16 protein-coding genes are annotated in these 19,925 nt (G+C 69.1%); 1 reads left to right on the forward strand and 15 read right to left on the reverse strand.

The features are described from left to right. The 6 genes from AC1DEY_RS14380 to AC1DEY_RS14405 all read right to left on the reverse strand — a co-directional run. On the reverse strand, positions 1-397 hold a 397-nt coding region (locus tag AC1DEY_RS14380), incomplete at its 3' end, for a PAS domain S-box protein (RefSeq protein ID WP_476868527.1). Positions 398-563: 166 nt separating this feature from the next. Then, a complete protein-coding gene (locus AC1DEY_RS14385) occupies positions 564-2,666 on the reverse strand; it encodes a putative bifunctional diguanylate cyclase/phosphodiesterase (protein WP_476868528.1) in 2,103 nt (700 codons plus the stop codon). A 136-nt stretch (positions 2,667-2,802) separates the two neighbouring features. Continuing rightward, positions 2,803-5,100 (reverse strand): EAL domain-containing protein, encoded by a 2,298-nt coding sequence (locus AC1DEY_RS14390; protein WP_476868529.1) that lies wholly within the window; start codon positions 5,098-5,100, stop codon positions 2,803-2,805. A gap of 158 nt (positions 5,101-5,258) precedes the next feature. After that, the gene (locus AC1DEY_RS14395) at positions 5,259-6,440 is read right to left on the reverse strand and encodes a glycosyltransferase family 4 protein (protein ID WP_476868530.1); all 1,182 of its coding nucleotides are present in this window, start codon (positions 6,438-6,440) and stop codon (positions 5,259-5,261) included. A 318-nt stretch (positions 6,441-6,758) separates the two neighbouring features. Continuing rightward, positions 6,759-6,998 carry a hypothetical protein gene (locus AC1DEY_RS14400; protein ID WP_476868531.1) on the reverse strand — a complete coding sequence of 80 codons (240 nt, stop codon included), beginning with the start codon at positions 6,996-6,998 and terminating at the stop codon, positions 6,759-6,761. A gap of 33 nt (positions 6,999-7,031) precedes the next feature. Next, entirely contained in the window at positions 7,032-8,477 is a 1,446-nt protein-coding gene (locus tag AC1DEY_RS14405; RefSeq protein ID WP_476868532.1) for a flotillin family protein, read from the reverse strand. A gap of 304 nt (positions 8,478-8,781) precedes the next feature. On the opposite strand from AC1DEY_RS14405, the gene AC1DEY_RS14410 reads away from it, so the two are divergent. Beyond that, positions 8,782-10,239 carry a phenylacetate--CoA ligase family protein gene (locus tag AC1DEY_RS14410; RefSeq protein WP_476868533.1) on the forward strand — a complete coding sequence of 486 codons (1,458 nt, stop codon included), beginning with the start codon at positions 8,782-8,784 and terminating at the stop codon, positions 10,237-10,239. A gap of 49 nt (positions 10,240-10,288) precedes the next feature. Here AC1DEY_RS14410 and AC1DEY_RS14415 read toward each other — a convergent pair whose 3' ends face one another. The 9 genes from AC1DEY_RS14415 to AC1DEY_RS14455 form a co-directional block, all read right to left on the reverse strand. Then, positions 10,289-11,272 (reverse strand): HNH endonuclease, encoded by a 984-nt coding sequence (locus AC1DEY_RS14415; protein WP_476868534.1) that lies wholly within the window; start codon positions 11,270-11,272, stop codon positions 10,289-10,291. Between the two features lie 77 nt (positions 11,273-11,349). Then, complete coding sequence (locus AC1DEY_RS14420; RefSeq protein WP_476868535.1) at positions 11,350-12,570, reverse strand: serine hydrolase domain-containing protein; 1,221 nt, start codon at positions 12,568-12,570, stop codon at positions 11,350-11,352. A 150-nt stretch (positions 12,571-12,720) separates the two neighbouring features. Then, positions 12,721-13,050 (reverse strand): ferredoxin, encoded by a 330-nt coding sequence (gene fdxA / locus AC1DEY_RS14425; protein WP_476868536.1) that lies wholly within the window; start codon positions 13,048-13,050, stop codon positions 12,721-12,723. A 6-nt stretch (positions 13,051-13,056) separates the two neighbouring features. Continuing rightward, positions 13,057-14,532: an aldehyde dehydrogenase family protein gene (locus tag AC1DEY_RS14430; protein WP_476868537.1), complete on the reverse strand. Its 1,476-nt coding sequence runs from the start codon at positions 14,530-14,532 to the stop codon at positions 13,057-13,059. Positions 14,533-14,597: 65 nt separating this feature from the next. Next, positions 14,598-15,386 carry an SDR family oxidoreductase gene (locus tag AC1DEY_RS14435; protein ID WP_476868538.1) on the reverse strand — a complete coding sequence of 263 codons (789 nt, stop codon included), beginning with the start codon at positions 15,384-15,386 and terminating at the stop codon, positions 14,598-14,600. Next, complete coding sequence (locus tag AC1DEY_RS14440) at positions 15,386-16,324, reverse strand: dihydrodipicolinate synthase family protein (RefSeq protein ID WP_476868539.1); 939 nt, start codon at positions 16,322-16,324, stop codon at positions 15,386-15,388. The genes AC1DEY_RS14435 and AC1DEY_RS14440 overlap by 1 nt, the downstream gene beginning before the upstream one ends. Positions 16,325-16,405: 81 nt before the next feature. Next, positions 16,406-17,230, reverse strand: coding sequence for an enoyl-CoA hydratase-related protein (locus AC1DEY_RS14445; protein ID WP_476868540.1), 825 nt, complete (start codon positions 17,228-17,230; stop codon positions 16,406-16,408). Next, a complete protein-coding gene (locus AC1DEY_RS14450; RefSeq protein WP_476868541.1) occupies positions 17,227-18,492 on the reverse strand; it encodes a CaiB/BaiF CoA transferase family protein in 1,266 nt (421 codons plus the stop codon). Before AC1DEY_RS14450 ends, AC1DEY_RS14445 begins: the two co-directional genes overlap by 4 nt. After that, positions 18,489-19,871 carry an FAD-dependent oxidoreductase gene (locus tag AC1DEY_RS14455; RefSeq protein ID WP_476868542.1) on the reverse strand — a complete coding sequence of 461 codons (1,383 nt, stop codon included), beginning with the start codon at positions 19,869-19,871 and terminating at the stop codon, positions 18,489-18,491. The genes AC1DEY_RS14450 and AC1DEY_RS14455 overlap by 4 nt, the downstream gene beginning before the upstream one ends. Positions 19,872-19,925: the final 54 nt, after the last annotated feature.

Consider the following 19,925-nt stretch of genomic DNA (forward strand, 5'->3'; position numbering starts at 1 on the left):
GCAGGTGATTTCGACCGGGAGTTCGGTGCCGTTGGCACGGCGGCCCGAACCGGTAATAGGGGCGCCGGGGCACGGCGCGGCAGGTGATTTCGACCGGGAGTTCGGTGCCGTTGGCACGGCGGCCCGAACCGGTAAAAGGGGCGCCGGGGCACGGCGCGCCGGGGCTTGCGGCGCCGGGGTTTGCGGTCTTGCCAAGCCCGGCCAGGACGCCGTGGAAATCCTCCCGCGAGGCCTCAGCCAGGAGCATGCTGTGGTCCGCCCCCAGGAGCTGTGCCCGGGAGTAGCCGAAGAGCCGTTCCGCGGCCGCGTTGAGGAAGGAAATGGATCCGTCCGGACCGACCAGCAGGAGCGCGTCCGGGCTGTACTCCAGCAGTTGTTGTGCTAATCCAGCTTCCACGATTTTTGACAGCCCCCCAGGCAATGAATACGGATAGCGGGCGCCTTGCGGAGAACAAGGCGCGCTGCGCTGACTGAATCATAGTCGGTGCGGCCTCCCCGACCGTGATGGGCAGCATGCCGGGACTGAATGTGTCGGCACCAGCCGGCCGCCCCCGGACGCCCTGCTACCCGGGCATTGGGACGCCCTCGAGCTCGGCGATGGCGGCATCCGAATTCCGGACGGACTGCTCCCTGGCGGCCGCGGGTTCCGCGCGGGAGAAGAGGAAGCCCTGCAGGGCGTCGCAGCCGTGGTCCATGAGGTAGCGTGCCTGGGCGGGCGTCTCGATGCCCTCGGCCGTGACCTTCAGGCCCAGGCTGTGGGCCATATGGATCATGGAAGTCAGGATGGGCAGCTTTTCGATGCCGGTCTGCAGCATGGACACGAAGGACTTGTCGATCTTCACCACGTCCACGGGCAGGTCCTGCAGGCGGCCCAACGAGGAATAGCCTGTCCCGAAGTCGTCCAGGGCCACCCGGATGCCGGCCTCGCGCAGGGTCTCGAGCTGGCCGATGACGTGCGAGTGGGCGTCGAAGAACACGCTCTCGGTCACCTCCAGGACCAGCTGGCGCGGGTCCACGCCGCTCCATGCCGCGATGTCCAGGACGCGCTCGGCGAAGTCACGGTGCTGCAGCTGCACGCCGGAGACGTTGACGGCCAGGCTCCGGAACGGGTCCTCGGCCAGCCATGGGGCCAGCTCCGTGCAGCTGCGCCGCAGCACTTCGGCCCCGATCTCCCGGATCAGGCCGCTGCGTTCGGCGGTCTGGATGAAATCGTCCGGCGGGACCAGCGCCCCTTCCCATTCCCAGCGTGCCAGGGCCTCGAACTGCACCACCCCGAGCCGGTCGCTGGAGATGACGGGCTGGTAGTGGACCTTGATCTGCCCCAGCTCCACCGCCCGCCGCAGCCCTGCCGTTAGCTGGGTGCGCTCCAGCAGCGCGGCCAGCATCTCGGGCTGGAAGTGCACGTAGCAGTTCTTGCCGGCCTCCTTGGCCGCGTACATGGCCAGGTCCGCCTGCCGCAGCAGCTCCGAGGACGTCTCCGTTCCGGCGTCGCGCGATGCCACGCCCAGGCTCAGGCCGGGCCGCATGAGCGTTCCCTCGATGGAGACCGGGGCGTTCAGGGTGCTGACCACGCGCTGGGCCACGGTGTCGGCATCCCGGCAGCCGACCAGCAGGACCACGAACTCGTCCCCGCCCAGCCGGGCGACGGTGCCGTGCGGGCCCACGCAGTTCTGGAGCCGGCGGGAGATCTCCACCAGCATCTCGTCGCCGGCGTGATGGCCCAGGACGTCGTTGACTTCCTTGAAGTCGTCCAGGTCCAGGAGCAGCACGTGCACYGGGTCCGGGGTGAGCAGTGCCGCGGCGGCCCGTTCGTTGAAGAGCATCCGGTTGGCCAGTCCCGTGAGCGGGTCCTGGAAGGCCAGTTCCTTGAGCTTGCCGGCCTGCTCGGCCAGTTCCTCCATGGCGCGGCGGGCCTGGTCCTGGGCGCGCCGGCGCGAGGTGATGTCGCGGAAGTTCCAGATCCGTCCCACGATGGTGTCCGCCACCTTCTGCGGGCGCGAGTACAGCTCCACGGTGCGGCCGTCGGTGAACTCCAGGACGTCGTGGCTCTGCATCAGGCTGTCCGCGTAGAGCGCTGAGACTTTTTCCAGGAAGTAGTCGGGGTCCACCAGCTGGTCCGCGATGAACCGCACCAGGGCGTTGGGGTCCTCGGCCGCGACGAGTTCCGGCGGCATGCCCCACAGCTTCAGGTACTGGTCGTTGATCCCGGTGATCAGGCCCTCGCTGGAGACCACCACGATTCCGTCCGACGTCGATTCCAGCGTGGCGTCCAGGAGTGAGACGGCCAGCCGCCGGCCGGAGTCGGCGTCGTTGCGGTGCTCGGCGTCGCGGACGGCTACCGCCATGGCGGTGCCGCCGTCGACGCTCACCAGTGAGCAGGTAATCTCGACGGCGAGTTCGGAGCCGTCCCGGTGCAGTGCGACGGCGGCAAACGGCCGGCTTCCGGCCCGGCTCTTGCGGCCCAGGCGGCCAAAGACACGGAGGAAGCCGCCGCGGGATTCCTCGGTGAGCAGGATGGTGTGCGGGACGCCGAGGAGATCCTGGCGGGGATAGCCGAAGAGCCGTTCCGCCGCCGAATTCACGAAGGCGATGGTCCCGTCCGCGGTCAGCAGCAGAAACGCATCCGGACCCTGTTCCAGCAGGTCTTCACCAAATCCAGTTCCCACGACGATACCGGCCCCCAAGCAACGGAAGTTCATAGAGCGATGATGGTCCCGGCTCAGACGCCCGGATCAATGCGTTTCCTGAATCATAGGGTCCTTCGGCCCGGTGTCCAGCACATCGGCTACGGAACTTTGCGGGTCACCGGTTGCCAGGCACCCGATCGCCCCGCAGCGCGGCGATGGCCCGGGCCGCCCGGTCCAGCGCCGGCGGGAGCGCGGTCTCCGGCTGGGGGCCGGAAAAGAGGAAGCCCTGGAGGGAGTCGCAGTCCAGGTTCATCAGGTAGCCGGCCTGGGCGGCCGTTTCCACGCCCTCGGCCGTGACAGTCAGCCCCAGCCCGTGGGCCATGGCGATCATGGCGTTCAGGATGGGCAGGTGTTCCGTGCCGGTGTTGATCATGGCCACGAACGACTGATCGATCTTCAGCGTGTCCACGGGCAGCCCCTGCAGGCGCCCCAGAGAGGAGAAGCCGGTGCCGAAGTCGTCCAGCGCCACGCGGACGCCGGCCGTGCGCAGGCTCGTCAGTTGCTGGATCACGTGGCAGTCGTCGTCGAAAAAGACGCTCTCGGTGACTTCCAGGACCAGCTGGCCCGGGTCCACACCGCAGGATTCCGTCACCGCCAGGACCAGCTCGGCGAAGTCCYYGTGCTGCAGCTGSACMCCGGAGACGTTCACGGCCAGGGACCGGGAGGCGTCCTCTTCCAGCCAGGGCTTGAGCTCGGTGCAGCCGCGCAGCAGCACCTCGGTGCCGATCTCGACAATGAGGCCGCTGCGTTCSGCCGCCGGAATGAAGTGCTGGGGCGGGACCAGGACACCGTCGCGGACCCAGCGGGCCAGGGCCTCGACCTCGGTCACRGTCCCGCGGCCGGCGGAGACGATCGGCTGGTAGTGCACSGCGATCTGCCCGTTGTCCACGGCGAGCCGCAGGCCGGCCTCGAGGTCGTTGCGGTCCACGAGGGCCTTCATCATCTCGGGCCGGAAGCGCATGTACCGGTTCTTGCCGGCGGCCTTGGCGGCATACATCGCGACGTCGGCRCGGCGCAGGAGCTCGGAGGCGTCCACGTCTTCGCCGCTGATCGACGCAACGCCCAGGCTGAGGCTCGGCCGCAGCATCGTGCCATCAATCCACACCGGGACGCGCAGCGAATCGACGATCCGGGCGGCAACCGTCTCGGGCTCCGGCGAGTTGACCAGGAGCACCACGAATTCRTCGCCGCCCAGCCGGGCCACGACGTCGTTCGGCCGGACACAAGCGCGCAGCCGCCGCCCGACCTCGATSAGCATCTGGTCCCCGGCGTGGTGGCCSCGGAGGTCGTTGACTTCCTTGAAGTCGTCCAGGTCCAGSAGCAGSACATCCACGGTGGTGCCGCGCGCGCCCGCGAGGGCGCCGGCGAGGCGGTCGTTGAACAGCTGGCGGTTGGACAGCCCGGTCAAGCCATCCCGGAACGCCAGCGACGTGAGCTGGGCGGATTGTTCGGCAAGGTCTGCCATGGCCCGGGTGATCCGGTCCTGCGCAACCTTGGCCGCGGTCACGTCGCGGAAGCTCCACACCCGYCCGACCACCTGCTCCGCGACCTTCTGSGGGCGCGAATAGCGTTCAAAGGTCCGGCCGTCGCGGAATTCGAGGTTGTCGTGGCTCTCCGCGGCGGGATCGGCGTAGAGGGCCTCCACCTTCTCGACGAACTTCGCCGGATCCCGCARCTGGTCCAGGACGAAGCCCATGACGGCCTCATCGTCCCCGGTGGCGAGCATTTCTCGCGGRATGCCCCACATGGTGAGGAACTGGTTGTTCACGCCGGCGATCTCGCCCGCGCTGCTGACCACCAGGATGCCGTCGGCAGTGGATTCGAGTGTCGCGCTCAGCAGCGACATGGCCTCGCGGAGGCTGTCATCGTTCTCGGGCCGGTGCGAGGTGTCCCGCACCGCGGCGATCATGCTCACAGCGCCATGACCGGTGCCGTCACTGGTGCCTGCACCGTTGACCGCGCCGGTGACGGCGCCGGTGATGAAAATGGATCCGGCCACTTCGGCCCGGAATTCCGTGCCGTCCCGCCGCAGCCCGTAGGCCTCCACGGGGGCGGTGTCAGCGTCACCGGCGTCAGCGTCGGCGTCGGGCGCTTGGTGGAGGTGCGCGTCGCGGCGGAGGTTGAAGAACAGCCGCTGGACCCCGTTCCGGTAGCCCTCGGCCAGGAGGATGCGGTGGTCCGAGCCCACGAGCTCCCCGCGGGAGTACCCGAACATGCGCTCCGTGGCGGCGTTGACCATCCGGATGGTGCCGTCCTCGGCCACCACCAGGAGGGCGTCGGGGCTGGATTCCACCAGGTCCGCGTAGCCCGGGGCTGTGCCTGAGACCGCGCCTGAGACCGTGCCTGGGACCGTGCCTGGGACCGTGCCTGAGACCGTTCCGGAGGCTTCCTCGGGGTACGACGGCGCGCTCACCCGGCTACCGCCGTGCGAACTTGAGACCACCAACAAGACATTTAGGACCCTCCCATCCCGAAATCATAAGCGCCCTGAGGGTATCCGCGGTGCCAAACACGGGGGCGGTTCCGGGTCCGGSGCCGCGGGAAGGACTAAGAGCCCCGTTGCTCTGTCACCTAGGGTGCCCAAAACCCCTGTTTGGCAGCCGTAAGTGACAGGGCAACGAGGGGAGAGGGGCCGACAGCGGGGTCACTGATCACGGCCTGGTAGTGGGCAACGAGTTCGGTGCCGAGGGCGGACCACGTCCTGCCCTGGACCGAGGCGTGCGCRGCTGCGGCGAACGCGCGGCGCTTGGCGTCGTCGCCCATCAGGTCCATCACCCGGGCACGCAGCGCGGCGAGGTCGCCGGGCTCGTACAGCCAGCCGGTCCGGGAATTCTCCACGAGGTCCAGAGGCCCGCCGCGGCCCGTGGCAACCACCGGAACGCCGGATGCCATGGCCTCCTGGATGGTCTGGCAAAAGGTCTCGAACTCGCCGGGATGGACGAAGAGATCGAAGGAGGCCACCACCCGGGCGAGGTCATCGCCGCCAAGGAMCCCGGTAAAGACCGCCTGCGGCAGGGCAGCCTCCAGGGCGGCCCGCTGGGGCCCGTCGCCCACGATCACCAACCGCGTGCCGGGGACGTCGGCCAGCACCGCCAGGTCCTCCACCTGCTTCTCGGCCGCCAGCCGGCCCACGTAGCCGATGAGGCGCTCGCCGCCGGGCGCCACGGAAGCGCGCCACCCGGCGTCGCGCTTTGCGGGGTTGAACCGCCGCGTGTCCACGCCGCGCCGCCACATGTCCACGCGCGGAATGCCGCGGCCGCGGAGCTGGTTGAGCGCGAAAGTGGAGGGGACCAGGGTGCGGGAAGCCAGCAGGTGGATCTGGTCCACCCGGTTCCAGGCCCAGTTCTCCAGGAAGGGGACGCCGTAGCGCCCCGCGTAGCCGGGGACCTCGGTCTGGTAGATGGCCACGGTGGGGATTCCGAGCTGGTGGGCGGCCTGTGCTGCCCGCCAGCCGAGCACGAACGGGGACGCGAGGTGGACGACGTCGGGCGCGTAATCGGCAAGGATTCGCTTGACCCGATACACACCGCCCATCGCCACGCGCACGTTCGCATAGCCGGCCAGCGGGACGGAGGGGAGCCTGTGGACGTGGGCCCCGTAGACCTCGTCCGGGGCGTCAGTGACCTGCGTGGACGGCGCGATCACCAGCACCTCGTCCCCGCGCTCCTGCAGATGCTCCAGCACGCGCAGGATGGAGTGGGTGACCCCGTTCATGAGCGGCAGGAATGATTCGGCGACGATTGCGATCCTCACACCTCCACGGTGCGGGCGGCGGCTTGCGGCGCGGGGGAGCAGGCGTGACCGGCAGGGGAAGAGTGGGTTAACAGGTAGGCGCGGTCAGGCGGGAACTGATGTGAGGGCGTAGAAGGCTAAGGCCATGGGTCCACAGTGCGCACCCGACGAAGCAGCGGTGCCGGACGGCATGACGAAAGGAGGACTTACAGCGGGTCGGGCCAGTTGCCGACCGGGAGGCGGGCCATGCCGCGCTCGCGCATATTGCCTTCCATCTGAAAATACCTCCAGAGGCTACGGAACTTCAGAATACGCCCGTCGCCTCCCAGCGTCCAGAGGTCAGCCGGGCCTGAGGACGTCCGGTAGTTCGTCGACATACACGGTCTGCGGCGGCTCAAAATAGATCACCAGGACCTGCTCGCCCACGGCAAAGACGCTGCTCTTGTCGAAGGGGTGTGCATGGAAAGCGCTGGTTCCGCCGCGGACGGGCAGCATGACCTCGCCGATGGTTCCCGGGCCGATCCGTCCCGTCACGCGTCCAATCTTTCCGGTCAGGCTCCGGTCAACATCCTTGTGCATCAGATTCCCTGTACCCCCGCACGCATCCCCGCCCTAGGCCCCCGGAGTTTCCTGAGTTTTGGGATCGCGTTTGGCGGTGCTCCGGGTGTTCTTGAGCGCGGTGGAGAGCGCCGGAAGGTAATCGCCCACCTGTGCCAAAACCCCGCCGATCATCCGGTTGACCCCGTCGCCGCCGTTCAGGACGGTCATCTGGCCGACGTGCGCAAACGGCTCGGCGGCCGCCGCCACGATTGCCGGCATGTTCTCGGCGAGCTGCTGGGCGATGACGGCGTCCTGGTTGGTTCCGAGGGCCTCGGCGCGGGCCCTGATGCCCTCTGCCTCGGCCAGGGCCTTGGCCTTGATGGCCGAGGCGGCGGCATCGCCGCGGGCCTTCGTGGCGGCTGCCTCGGCCTCGCCGGTGACCTTGGTGGCGCCGGCTGCTGCCGCTGCCGCCGTCGCGTTCGCCTGGGCCTGCACCTCCGTGCGCCGGGCGTTGGCCGTGGCCTCGAGCTCTGTACGCCGGGCCAGCGCCTCGGCCGCGCTGATATCCGCCGATTTCTGGCCCTCGGCGTCGGTGCGCTTGGCGTAGGCCCTCGCGTCCGCAGGCTTGCGGACGCTGGTCTGCAGCTTCTGCTCTTCCCGGTCGGCCTCGAGCTTGGCCACTTCGGTTTCCTGGACCACCACCTGCTGGCGCGCCGTCGCGTCCGCCAGCGGACCGGCCTGGGCCGCGTTCGCCTTGGCGCGCTCGGCATTGGCAAGCGCCACGGACTGCCGAATCGCGGACACGCTCCGGGCGTCGGCAATCAGGGCCTCGGCCTCCGCTTCCTTTTCCGCGGCCTCGCGGTTCCGGGTGGCCTCGGCGATGCGCGCCTCCATCTTGACCATGGCAATGTGGGGCTTGGCGATGTTCTGGATATAGCCCGTGGGGTCCTGGAGGTCCTTGATCTGCAACGAGTCGACCACCAGGCCCAGCTTCTCCATTTCGACGCCGCTGGCGCTGCGGACCTGGGAGGCCAGCTTGTCCCGCTCGCGGATGATTTCCTCGACCGTCATGCTGCCGATGATCGAGCGCAGGTGGCCTTCGAAGACGTTGTACACCTGGCTTTCCATCTTGGGCTGCTGGCCCAGGAAGCGCCGCGCGGCGTTGGCAATGAACGGCGGGGCATCCCCGATCTTGTAGATGACCACGCCGTCGACAATCACCTGGATGCCCTGGGAGGTCACGCAGGAGACCTTGAGCTCGGTCTCATTCAGCGTCAGGGACAGCGGCCGCACCGTCTGGAGACCCGGCAGCACCAGGGCCCCCTTGCCCGTGACAATCTTGAAATCCATCCCCTCCCGGGTTTCCAGCGTGCCGCGCGTCAACCCGGAGATGATGAGGGCCTCGTTCGGTTCCGCCACCTTCCACATCAGTTTTGTTGCCACCCAGATGACGCCGACGACGGCGACCGCCCCCAGAATGATCGAAATGAGCGGATACAAAAATGACAAGTCCGGCATAACCAGGTCCTTTCACGGCGGTGGAAAAAGGTATTAAGCAAAGCCCCAAACGATGCTGCTGGTAGTCCACGGCCGGCCCGGAGGCAGGAATTCCCACGCCGCCCAGCCAGCTGTTGTACACAGTCTGTGGTGCTGCATGCCGGGAAGTCCAGCAATTCGACGGTGTCCGTGGATGCGCCCATGTGCCGCCGGGTGCCTAAAGCCCCTGTTGGGGCGGCCGACGGCGTGCCAGCGTGGGGATCGGGTGCGTCTGGCGTGCGCACCCGCGAAAGGGTGATGCGGGATGGGCGGCTCTCCTCTCGGGATGACACGGACCCCTGGAATCGCGTTGGATATCTGGCGGGCCGAGCGGGCCAGCCAGGACGCCATTGCCCGCCGGCAACGGGACCGGCTCGGCGCGCTGATTGACTACGCCCGGTCCGCCTCGCCGTTCTACCGCCGCCTGTACCGGGACGTGCCGGGGACGGTCACGGATCTGGCCACGCACTTAGGGGAGCTGCCGCCGGTGGGCAAGCGCGAGCTCATGGACAACTTCGACGACTGGGTGACCGACCCGCACATCACCCTCGCCGGCCTAAAAGCAGACCTCCTTGGCGACGCCTCGCGCGTCGGCGGCTTCTACCGCGGTCAGTACCTCGTCATGACGACCTCCGGGTCCACCGGGGAACCCGCGGTCCTGGTCCATGACCGGAACTCGTTGCAGGTGGCGAACTTCCTCGCCCGGATCCGCGAAAGGCGTACCCTGCTGAGCGCTGCGGAGGCCCGTGCCTTCCTGCGCCGCGGGTTGCGCGCCGCGGCGATGATTGCGGACGGGGACCACTTTGCCGGCGTGGTCCTGACGGAAACCGCGCGGCGTCGCAGCCAGCGCATCGCCCGCAGGGTCCGCGTGTTCTCCGTGCTCCGGCCGCTCCCGGAACTCGTGGCCGAGCTCAATGACTTCCAGCCGACCATGCTCTACGGGTATCCCAGCGCCATGGTGCAGTTGGCGGCAGAGGCAAGGGCTGGACGGCTCAGAATCCATCCGATCCTGGCAATCGCATCCGGCGAGGCTCTGCCGGCCGATGCCGCGGCAGGCATCGAAGCGGCCCTTGGTTGCCGTGTCAGCCTGAGATACCTCGCCTCAGAAGTGCCGGCCCTGACCAGCCGTTGCCGGCAGGGGCTGTTCCATGTCAACGCCGACTGGCACATCGTGGAGCCGGTGGACGCGGAGTACCAGCCCGTTCCGGACGGGGAACTCTCTCAGACGGTGCTGGTCACCAACCTGGCCAACCGGGTCCAGCCGCTGATCCGGTACAACCTCGGCGACCGCGTGCAGGTTGTTCCGGGCCCGTGTGCTTGCGGCAGCCCGTTTCCCGCGCTCCGTGTCGAAGGCCGCAGCGGCGACGTGCTGACGTTCGCGGCCGCCTGCGGGGCCGTGGTGGATGGGGCAGCGAAAGACGGGGCAGATTTGGACGCAACGGTTTTGGACGGGGCCGCGACGGCCGGGGCAGTGGTGACGGTGCTGCCGTTGGCGTTGGGTACGGTGATCGAGGAGACCGCCGGCGTCCGCCGGTTCCAGGCGATCCGCACCGGGCCGAGGTCGCTCACCGTGCGGCTGGAGCTCTGGCCGGATGCCGGGACGGGCGACGTGCGGGCGGCGGTGGGGGAGCGCCTGGGGGCGTTCTTCGCGGCCCAGGGCGCCGACGGCGTCGACGTCCAGTTTGCCGACGAGCCGCCCCGGCCGGACCGCAGCGGCAAGTTCCGCGAGGTGTGGTCTGCCTGAGAATGCACCTGCTGGTGGTGCCGGCGCCGTGTTAGTGCTGGCGCCGCTGTTAGTGCTGGTTGAGGATCCGCCGCGCGTCCCGCTGGGCCTGGAGCTCCTTGGAGGTCAGCGTCTGCCCGGTAAGGTACCCGGCGGCGGCCATGGCCCGGCGCAGCTCCGCGACCGTGCGCGGGGTGGTCACCCCGAAATGCGCCATGGCATGGCAGTTGGCACACAGCGGCACGAGGTCGGTGACTGGATCCAGTTCATAGGCGCCGCCAAGTTGTGACACCGGGACCAGGTGATGGACCGGAATGAAGTCCTTGCCGATGTCCCCGTAGGCGATTTCAAAGGAGAACCCGCACGCGGCGCAGCTGGTCCCGTGATGGGCGACGCAGGCCCGGCGCGCGTCCGGGCTGTGCTCATACCGGTTCACCTCGACGCGGCTGACCGCCGCCGCCGGGACGGTGCCGGGCACGGGCTGGGTGGGATCGGTACCCGGCTGCGGGCCGAATTCGCTCCAAAGGGACCGCAGCAGGGGCTCGGCAGAGGGGCCGACGGCGAGGGCGGACCCGTGCAGCGCTTCCCAGTCGAGGCCGGGCACTAACTCCTCGAGGATCCCGGGCTGGATCTGGTCCCCGGCCGGCAGCAGGGCGTCAAAGGCCACACGGACGCAGAGCGGGGAACCGGCCGGCGCGGCGCTCGCGGTCTGCGGTGGTTGCGCGTTCTGCGGTGGTTGCAGACGGGGCGCCGGCCGCTCCGAGACGATCACGCCGTGGCCGATCAGGCCCTGCCCGTGGCGGCCCTGGAGCACGAGCCACGCCTCCGCGCCGCAGACGGCGGACTCGGCCCCGACGTCCGCAGGGACCCAGGCATCCGCAATGCCGTCGCCGCCACCGGCCACGCCGTCGCGCAATTCAGTACCGATTCCGAACCCGGTCCCGACCTCCCAGTCGGTCAGGAACCGGCCGGTCTCGGCGACCTCTTCCAGGACGGCCGGGTAGGTCCAATCGTTCCATTCGTCGGGGTTCCAGACGAGGATGATGGCTGTCATCTGCTCATTGTCGCAGTGACTTTTGCCAAAGTGTCACGGAGAGTGTTGCGGAGATTGTGGTCGAGCCCGCCGCGGCGTCAGCCCAAACTGCCCGGACTGCCCGCGGCATGGTTCAGGGGTCCTGTCGGCCCGGTCTGGCAGGTGGCGTTGAGGGTGTCCTCCGCGACGGACTCCATTTGGTGCAGGATGCGGGTGTCTCCGGGCTGGAGCGGATGGGGCGGGTAGGCCACGGCCATGGTGAGCTGCCGGGTTCCGTCCGCGCTGGTCATGGTGATGGTGCCGTAGCCGGGCACGTCACCGGGATGGCCGTAGTAGAAGTTGTTCGTGCACAGATCGTTCCACCGGACCACGCCGAGTCCGTACCGGGCGTACAGCGGGCTTTCCATCTCGGTGATGGTCTCCGGCTTGAGCAGCCGGTTCTGCATCAGGGCGCGGTAGAACGTATTGACGTCCGCCACGGAGGACACCATGCCCCCGGCGGCGTTGTCGATCTGGGCGGCCGGGTAGGTGACGTCGAGTTGCTTGGAATCCAGTGCGATGTAGCCGTGGACCATGGTCGCCGGTGCGGGCCCCTCCGCCGTCATTTTGGTTCCGGTCAACCCGAGCGGCTCGATGATGTCGGTGCTGATGACCTCGCCGATCCGCCGGCCGCTCAGGCGCTCGACGATCAGGGCCAGGGCAATGTAGTTCGAGTTGGAGTACTCAAATCCCTGGGCCAGCTTGGCCTGCCAGGAAATCCGGCCTGCCATGGCCAGCAGGTCTGGCAGGCTCACCTTGGTGGTGAGGGCCTCCCGGACCGTGGCGGGATCGAACAGGGGCCCGTCCACGGACGGCATGCCGGAGCGGTGCTGCAGCAGCTGGCGGACGGTGACAGGTCCCGGCGGGTGCATTACCCTGTCGAACTCCGGCAGGTACGTGCTGACCGGTGCCTCGAGCTGCAGCCGGCCTTCTTCGACCAGTTTCAGCACGCAGACCGCCACCATGGATTTGGTGATGCCGCCAATGTGGACGGGGTCCGTGATCTCGGCCAGGGGACGGTCCTCCAGGTTTCGCACGCCGTATGCCGCGGACCACTCGTCCGCGCCCACCCGGATCTGGACGAGCACGGCCGGGGCACCGTCGTCGAGCAATCTCTTACTGAAGTCTTCGAGCATGCTCCGGTAGCCGGAATCCGGCGAGACCTGCTGCGCCGGAGGTTCGGGCCCGGGGCTGCAGCCGCTCAGCGCCATGATGAGCGCGACGACGGCGACCGCGGCCGTGAGCCGGCCGGATGAAGAGCGAATCCAAGCCACCGACATGGCAGTCCTTCTTGCAGGTCGGGTCTGTGATCGGGGGAGGAGGATGCCCCTGGCCGGGCACAATCCTGACCCTTGCGATGCTCCTCAGGCAGGCGGCCGGTGACTAGAGCCATAAGTCACAGGGTCAGAGGACGGGGTCAGCCGGCAGGATCAGCCGGCGGCGCCGGCGGCTGCCGGCGCGCCCGCGACCACAGGGTGGTCGCGGTGCAGGTTCCCGAGGGCTGAGGCGCCAAGCGGCGACCCCAGCTCCTCGAAGAACTCCACATTGGCACGCACGTAATCGGCCCACTCATCCGGGACATCGTCCGAGTAGTAGATCGCCTCGACCGGGCACACGGGATCGCAGGCGCCGCAGTCCACGCATTCGGACGGGTGGATGTAGAGCGAGCGCTCGCCCTCATAGATGCAGTCCACCGGGCACTCGTCGATGCAGGCCTTGTCCTTCACATCCACACAGGGCTGCGCGATCACGTACGTCATGGCTGGCTACACGCCCGTGTAGACGGTCTTGCCCCACGTGAAGAAGTCCAGCGCGGACTTCCCCTGTTCGCGGAACGTGTTGGTGGAAGAGTCCTTGACGCCGCCGAACGGCACGTTCAGGTCCAGGCCCGCCGTCGGACGGTTGACCTTGATGACCCCGGCCTGGGCGCGGGCCGCGAAGTCCGTGGCAAAGGCCAGCGAGTCGGTGCAGATCCCGGCGGTGAGGCCGTAGCGGGAATCGTTGATCGCGGCGAGCCCGGCCTCATAGTCCGGGACCTCGAGGACGGCCACCACGGGTCCGAAGATCTCTTCGGTCACGGCGGCGTCGTCGAAGGGCAGGTCGGTGAGGATGGCGGCCGGGAAGCGGAACCCGGCGTCCGTGCCGCCGTCGTGCTCAYCGTGCAGCAGCGTGGCGCCGCGTTCGACGGCGGTGCGCACCGCGGCCTGGTTCTGTTCGAACTGCTGGCTGCTCACGACGGCGCCCATCTTTGCACCCTCGAGGCCGTCGCCGGCGGTGTACTGCGCGGCTTCCTCGGTGAGGGCGGCCAGGAATTCCTCGCGGACGCCCGGCGTGACGTAGACGCGGGACGTGGCGGTGCAGGCCTGGCCGGTCAGGCCGAACGCGCCGGCGGCGACCACCTGCGCGGCCTTGCGGGGATCGGCGTCGTCCAGGACCAGGACGCCGTTCTTGCCGCCCATTTCCAGCTGGACCCGGGCGCGGCGGGCGTTGAGGATCTCCTGCAGGCCGAGGCCCACCTTGGTGGAGCCGGTGAAGGAAAGGCCGGCGATGCGCGGATCGCGGGCCAGGGCGTCGCCCACCACGCGGCCCTTGCCGTGGACCACGTTGAACACGCCGGCGGGCAGACCGGCGTCCTGCAGGGCGCGGGCCAGGTGCGTTGCGGAGAGCGGGGTGAGCTCGGCCGGCTTGATGACCACGGCGTTGCCGCTGATCAGCGCCGGGGCGGACTTCCAGGCCGGGATGGCGATGGGGAAATTCCAGGGCGTGATGAGTGCGACGACGCCGAGCGGCTCGCGGCGGGTGGTGATGGTGGTGTCCGGCAGGCCGCTGGGCAGCACCTCGCCGGTGGCGGCCCAGCCGAGGGAGCCGAAGAAGCGCAGCACGTCGGAGGCGCGCTTGACCTCGCCCTTGGCCTCAGCCAGGGTCTTGCCCTCTTCGCGGACGAGGTCCCCGGCGATGGCGGCCTGGCGGTCCAGGAGGAGGTCGCCGGCGGCCATGAGGATGGCGCCGCGTGCCGGGGCGGGCATGGCGGCCCAGGCCGGCTGGGCAGCGGTGGCGGCGCTGATCGCGGCGTCGACGTCCTCGGCGGTGCCGCTGGGGGAGAGGGCGGCGAGCTCGCCGGGGCGGGCCGGGTTCATCCGCTCCGTGTCCCCTTCGCCGAGCCATTGGCCGTTGATGAGGTGCCGGGCGGTGATGAGGTCGCGCTCAGTTGCAGTGGAGAGGTCTGTGGCGGTGGAAGTCATGGGGCGTTCCTTCGGGGAGTCGGAGCAGGGTGTGTGCGGTGGTGGCCGCTGTTCAGAGAGGGCGGTTAGAGCCCGCGGATCAGGCCGCCGTCGCAGCGCAGTGCCACGCCGGTGATGTAGGACGCCGGGGCGCTGCAGAGGAACGCGGCGGCGGCGCCGAATTCCTCGGGTTCGCCGTAGCGGCGGGCGGGGATGGTCTTGCGGGATTCGAGCTGGATTTCCTCGGGCGTGGTGCCGCGCCGCTTGGCCGCGGCCTGGTCCAGCTCCGCCACCCTGTCTGTCGCGATGCGTCCGGGCAGGAGCATGTTGACCGTGACGGCGTCCAGGGCCACCTCGGCGGCGAGGGTCTTGAGGTAGCCGGCCAGTGCCGCGCGGCCGGTGTTGGAGACGGCCAGGTTGGGCAGGGGTGCCACGACGCCGCTCGAGCCGACGGCCAGGATCCGTCCCCAGCGCCGCTCCCGCATGCCGGGCAGGATGTGCGAGACCAGGGCGTGGTGCGGCTTGACCAGTTGTTCGAACGCCGCGGCGATGTCATCGGCGCCAAGCGTGGCGGCCGCGCCGGGCTTCGGGCCGGGACCGTTGAGGACCAGGATGTCGATGGGTCCGAGTTCCGCGACTGTCTGTTCGACGGCGGCGGCCACGCCTTCCGCCGTGCTGAGGTCGGCCTCGATGGCGACGGCGCCCGGCCCGTAGGCGTCCGTCAGTTCGGCGACGATCTCCTTGGCGCGCACCTGGCGCCGGCCGGTGATGGCCACCCGGACGCCTTCGGCGGCGAGGGCCCGGGCGATGGCGAGGCCGAGTCCGCCGGTGGAGGCGGCCACGAAGGCGGTCTTCCCGCTGATTCCGAGATCCATCAGTTGCTCACAGCTGTCGTGAGTGCCGGCGTCGTTGTCGCGCCGGATTCCAGGGCCTGGGCCGCCTCGGCGAGGTGGGCCAGCAGGGCCGGCCGGAGGACTTCCGGGAACGGCGAGGCCGGGGTCCGGACTCCGGGGTCGGCGATGAGTCCGCGCCGGTGCAGGCATTCCTTGCGGATTGCCAGTGCGATCCGTGCCTGCTGTTCGAAGTTGATGAGCGGCAGGTAGGGCAGCAGGGCATCGCGGGCGGCCTCGTAGCCGTCCTTCTGCCAGGCCCGCACGCAGGCGATGAGCGCTTCGGGGTAGGAGAAACCGGTCATTGCACCGGCGGCGCCGGCCATGAGCTCGTCCAACAGCCCCTGGCCGCCGAGGCCGCCGAACACGGAGACGTCGAGGGCGGCGGTCAGTTGTCCGATCGACACGGACGTGGGCGGTGCCTCGGCCTTGACCGCGATGACGAAGCTGCAGGCCTGGACCACGGTGATGAGGGACTGGGCGGTGATGCTGACGCCGCTGGCGAGCGGGTAGTCCTGCAGGACGACGTTGGCGCCGGTGGCCCGGTGGATGGCGTCCAGATGCCGGATCACCGTGTCTGCCCGCGGCGAGTTGGCCTGGACCATCACGGCGGCCAGGCGCTCGCCGGCGATGGCCTGGGCGGCGAGGATTTCCTCGATGGCCGGCCGGGTGGCCAGTGCCGTCACGCCCACTACCAGCGGCAGTCCCGTGCATTCGACGGCGGTTTCCAGGACCTGTGCGCGTTCTCCGGAGGTGAGCGCGGCGGCTTCGCCGAAGACGCCCAGGACCGTCAGGCCGGTGGCGCCGATGGCCTCGTAGCGTTCCACGAGTCCGGCCAGGCTGTCCAGGTCCACGTCCAGGCTGCTGCCTTGGAATGGTGTGGCGACGACGCCCCACACTCCGGGTGTCAGTGACTCCCGCATTGGTTTCTCCTTCTAAGCTCTTGTTTGCTCTTCGAGCGGCTGAATATGAGTATCAGGCGGGAACGGCTAGCGTCCCTTTCTCTAATGTCCGGGCCAGACCGGCGGACGCTTTTCCTGGAAGGCGCGGACGCCCTCGGCGGAGTCCGCGCTGTCCAGCGCCGCCATGAGGGCCGGGAGCCGGAGCCCGCGGGCCTCGGTCGCGGTCAGGTGCGCGGTCTGCGTGACCATCTGCTTCACTGCCCGGACGGAGGTGGGCGCGCAGGCGAGGATCTGGTCCACCCAGCGCTGCACCGCGGCGTCGAGCTCCTCCGCGGGGACCACCTCGTTGACCAGGCCCATGGACTGCATCTCGGCGGCCTCGGCCTTCCGCCCGGTGAGGAGCATGCCCATCGCCTGGGTGTACGGGATCCGGCGCACCAGCTGGTGGATGCCGCCGTCGAGCGCCAGACGCCCCACCCGCGGTTCCGTCAGCCCGAACCGGGCCGTGTCCGCGGCGACCACGATGTCCGCGCCGAGCACGATCTCCATGCCGCCGCCCAGGGCGTAGCCGTTGACCCGGGCGATCACCGGGATGTCCAGGCTGGTGCGCAGGCTGAGGCCGCCGAAACCGTTCGGGTCCAGGCCGGCCCAGTATTCGAGTCCGGTCTTGTCCACGGCGGAGGCCGACATGTCAGCCCCGACGCAGAACGCGCGGGTGCCGGCGCCGGTGATGACGACGGCGCGGACGTCCGGATCGGCCTCGAGCTGGTCCCAGATCTCGTTGAGCCGGGCCTGGGCGCCGCCGTCGACGGCGTTGAGCACGTGCTGGCGGTCGATGACCACGGTGGCGACGTGGTTCTCGATGGTCAGGGTGACCTGGTCCACCGCCGCGGGAGCTGCCTGGGCGGCCTCTGACACGGCGGTCACCGGAGCACCCCCAGCTGCTGCAGGCGCTCGATGGTCTCGGCGTCGAACCCGTTCTCGAGCAGCACCTCGACGTTGTGCTCGCCCAGCCGCGGGGCCACCCGCCGGATGGTGGGCGGGGTGGCGGAGAGCCGGATGGGTGCGTTGAGCATTTTCACGGTGCCGACGCCGGGGTGTTCGGCCTCGACGATCATGCCGTTGGCGTGGGTCTGCGCGTCGGCGAGGGTCTGCTCCAGGGTGTGCACGGGGGCGTTGAGCAGTCCCTTGTCCTCCAGCTGGCCGGTCCAGTACTCGGTGGTGTTGGTGGCGATGCGCTCGCGGAAGATCGCCTGCAGTGCCGGCTTGTTCTCGAACTGCTGCTCCAGGTTGGCGAACTCCGGCCGCTGCGTGAGGTCCTCGTCCAGGCCCAGGGCCTCCGAGATCCGGGCCAGCGGGTCCGGGGTGAAGCCGCCCACCATGCAGACGGCGCCGTCGGTGGTTTCAAAGACGCCGCTGAGCGGCATGGCGCCCCAGTTGACCTCGTAGCCGCGGTTGAGCTGCATGCAGGCCTCCTGCATCTGCAGGTGCAGCATGGAGTCGTACATTGTCACCTCCACCTTCTGCCCGACGCCGGCGGACTCCCGGGTGCGCAGCGCCAGCAGGATGCCCTGCATGAGGTGCATGCCCGTGATGTAGTCGCACAGCGTGGTGGGGTAGATCGAGGGCTTCATGTCGTCCGACTCGCGCCGCCACATGACACCGGAGTAGGCCTGCGCGATCGCGTCCTGGCCGCCCTTGTGCGAGTAGGGGCCCTCGGGGCCGAAGCCCGTACCCGAGGCCCAGATGATGCCCGGGTTCTGCTCCTTGAGGTCCTCGTAGCCGAAGCCCATCCGCTCCATCACGCCGGAGCGGAAGTTGCTGACCACCACGTCGGCGTCGGCGAGCAGGCGGCGGAGCACGTCCTTGCCGTCCTCGGTGCGGGTGTCCACGGAGATGCTGCGCTTGTTCCGGTTGATGGACAGGAAGATCGGATTGTCCTGGCCGTCCTTGTCCGGGAAGGAGTTGCGGGAGATGTCCCCGGCGCCCGGGCGCTCCACCTTGATGATGTCCGCGCCGTAGTCGCCCAGCAGCTGGGTGCAGGACGGGCCCATGAACACCTGGGTGAAGTCCACGATCTTGATTCCATCGAGCGGCAGCGGGGTGCCAGCAGATTCACCGGCGGCGGCGGGCGCCGCCGTCGTGGCAGTTGTTGTGCCTGACAGCAGGTCGTCGATGACGGTGCTCATGCCCCTACCACCGCGTCTACGTCGAGGGTGGCGTTCGACGACGGGACGTCGCCCGGGTCAGCGCCGTGCCGGCGCATGCCCTGCTGGATGTCCAGCGCGGAGACGTCGCGGACGAGGGTACCGTTCTGGATCGCCAGCGCGGCGGCGACGCCGACGGCCTGGCCCATGGCCATGCAGGGCGGGATCTCGCGGGACATCTTCTGCGCCTCGGGGGTGGCGGAGTAGTGGCGGCCGGCAACCAGGAGCTGGTCGACTTCCTTGGGCAGCAGCGAGCGGAAGGGGTAGTAGTAGTCGCGGCCGCGGGCAACGGTGTCCGCGAAGTGGCGACGGGAGGTGACATCGTCCTTGGTCATGACGTACTCGCCCTCGAGCAGGCGGGTCTGGCGGACGCCCATCTGGGATGCGACGTCGAGCATGTAGCAGTTCTCGAAGCCGGGCAGGTTGGCGCGGACGTAGTCCACGGCCTCGGTGATGCGGTCGCGGGCGGCGAATTCGGCGGCGGTCATGTCTGCCGGGTCGACGCCGTCGAAGCCTGTCATGTGGGGTGCGTTGCACCAGACGACGCCCTCGATCGGGGTCTTGAGCCACCACAGTTCCCAGGCGCCGCCGAGGAGGCGCTTGATCTTGCGGTTGATGGCGCGGGCTTCCTTCGGGTTGGCCTGTTCGAAGGCCTCCGCGGCGTTGGTGTCGACGTTGCCCAGGCGGAAGACGAGCGTGGTGAGGTAGCTGTCCTTGACGTAGCTGGCGCCGGCCCGGGAGGCGACGTCGATGTCGCCGGTGGTGTCGATGACGATGTCCGCCATGAAGGCCTGCGGGCCGGACTTGGTCTCGCAGATAACGCCCTTCATCACGCCGTTGTCCACGATGGGGCGGGAGAACCAGGAGTGCAGGCGGAGGTTGACGCCGGCCTCGCGGACGAGGTCGTTGGAGACGCGCTTCCAGCCGTCCGGGTCGAAGGCGGCGGCGTAGCAGACCGGCTTGGGGGTGGTGTGGGAGTGGAAGTCGAAGGTGCCGTAGCGGCCCCACTTGTTCCAGAGTTCCTCGGAAGTCTTGCGGTCATCGGCCGGCGGGACGATCGCCAGGCCGAGCTTCTGCAGTCGCTCGACGTATTCGGAGACGATGCCCGTGACGGTGATTTCCTGGCCGTTGATCATGTCATCGAGCACCAGGACCATGCCGCCGGAGGCGAGGCCGCCCAGGGAGGAGTAGCGCTCCAGCAGCGTGACGGAAGCGCCCGAGCGGGCTGCCGTGACGGCGGCGGCCACACCGGCGGGGCCACCGCCGACCACCAGGACGTCGGAGCGGGAGATGACGGGGGCGGTGAGGTCCGCCGTGGTGGTGCTGAGTTCCAGCGACGACATGGCTGAAGACGGGTTCATGGGGGATCCTTACTTGTTTCGGCCGAAGTGCCGGTAGAGGCGTGCCGTTGGGGG

Source organism: Arthrobacter sp. 05T47 (assembly GCF_056395825.1).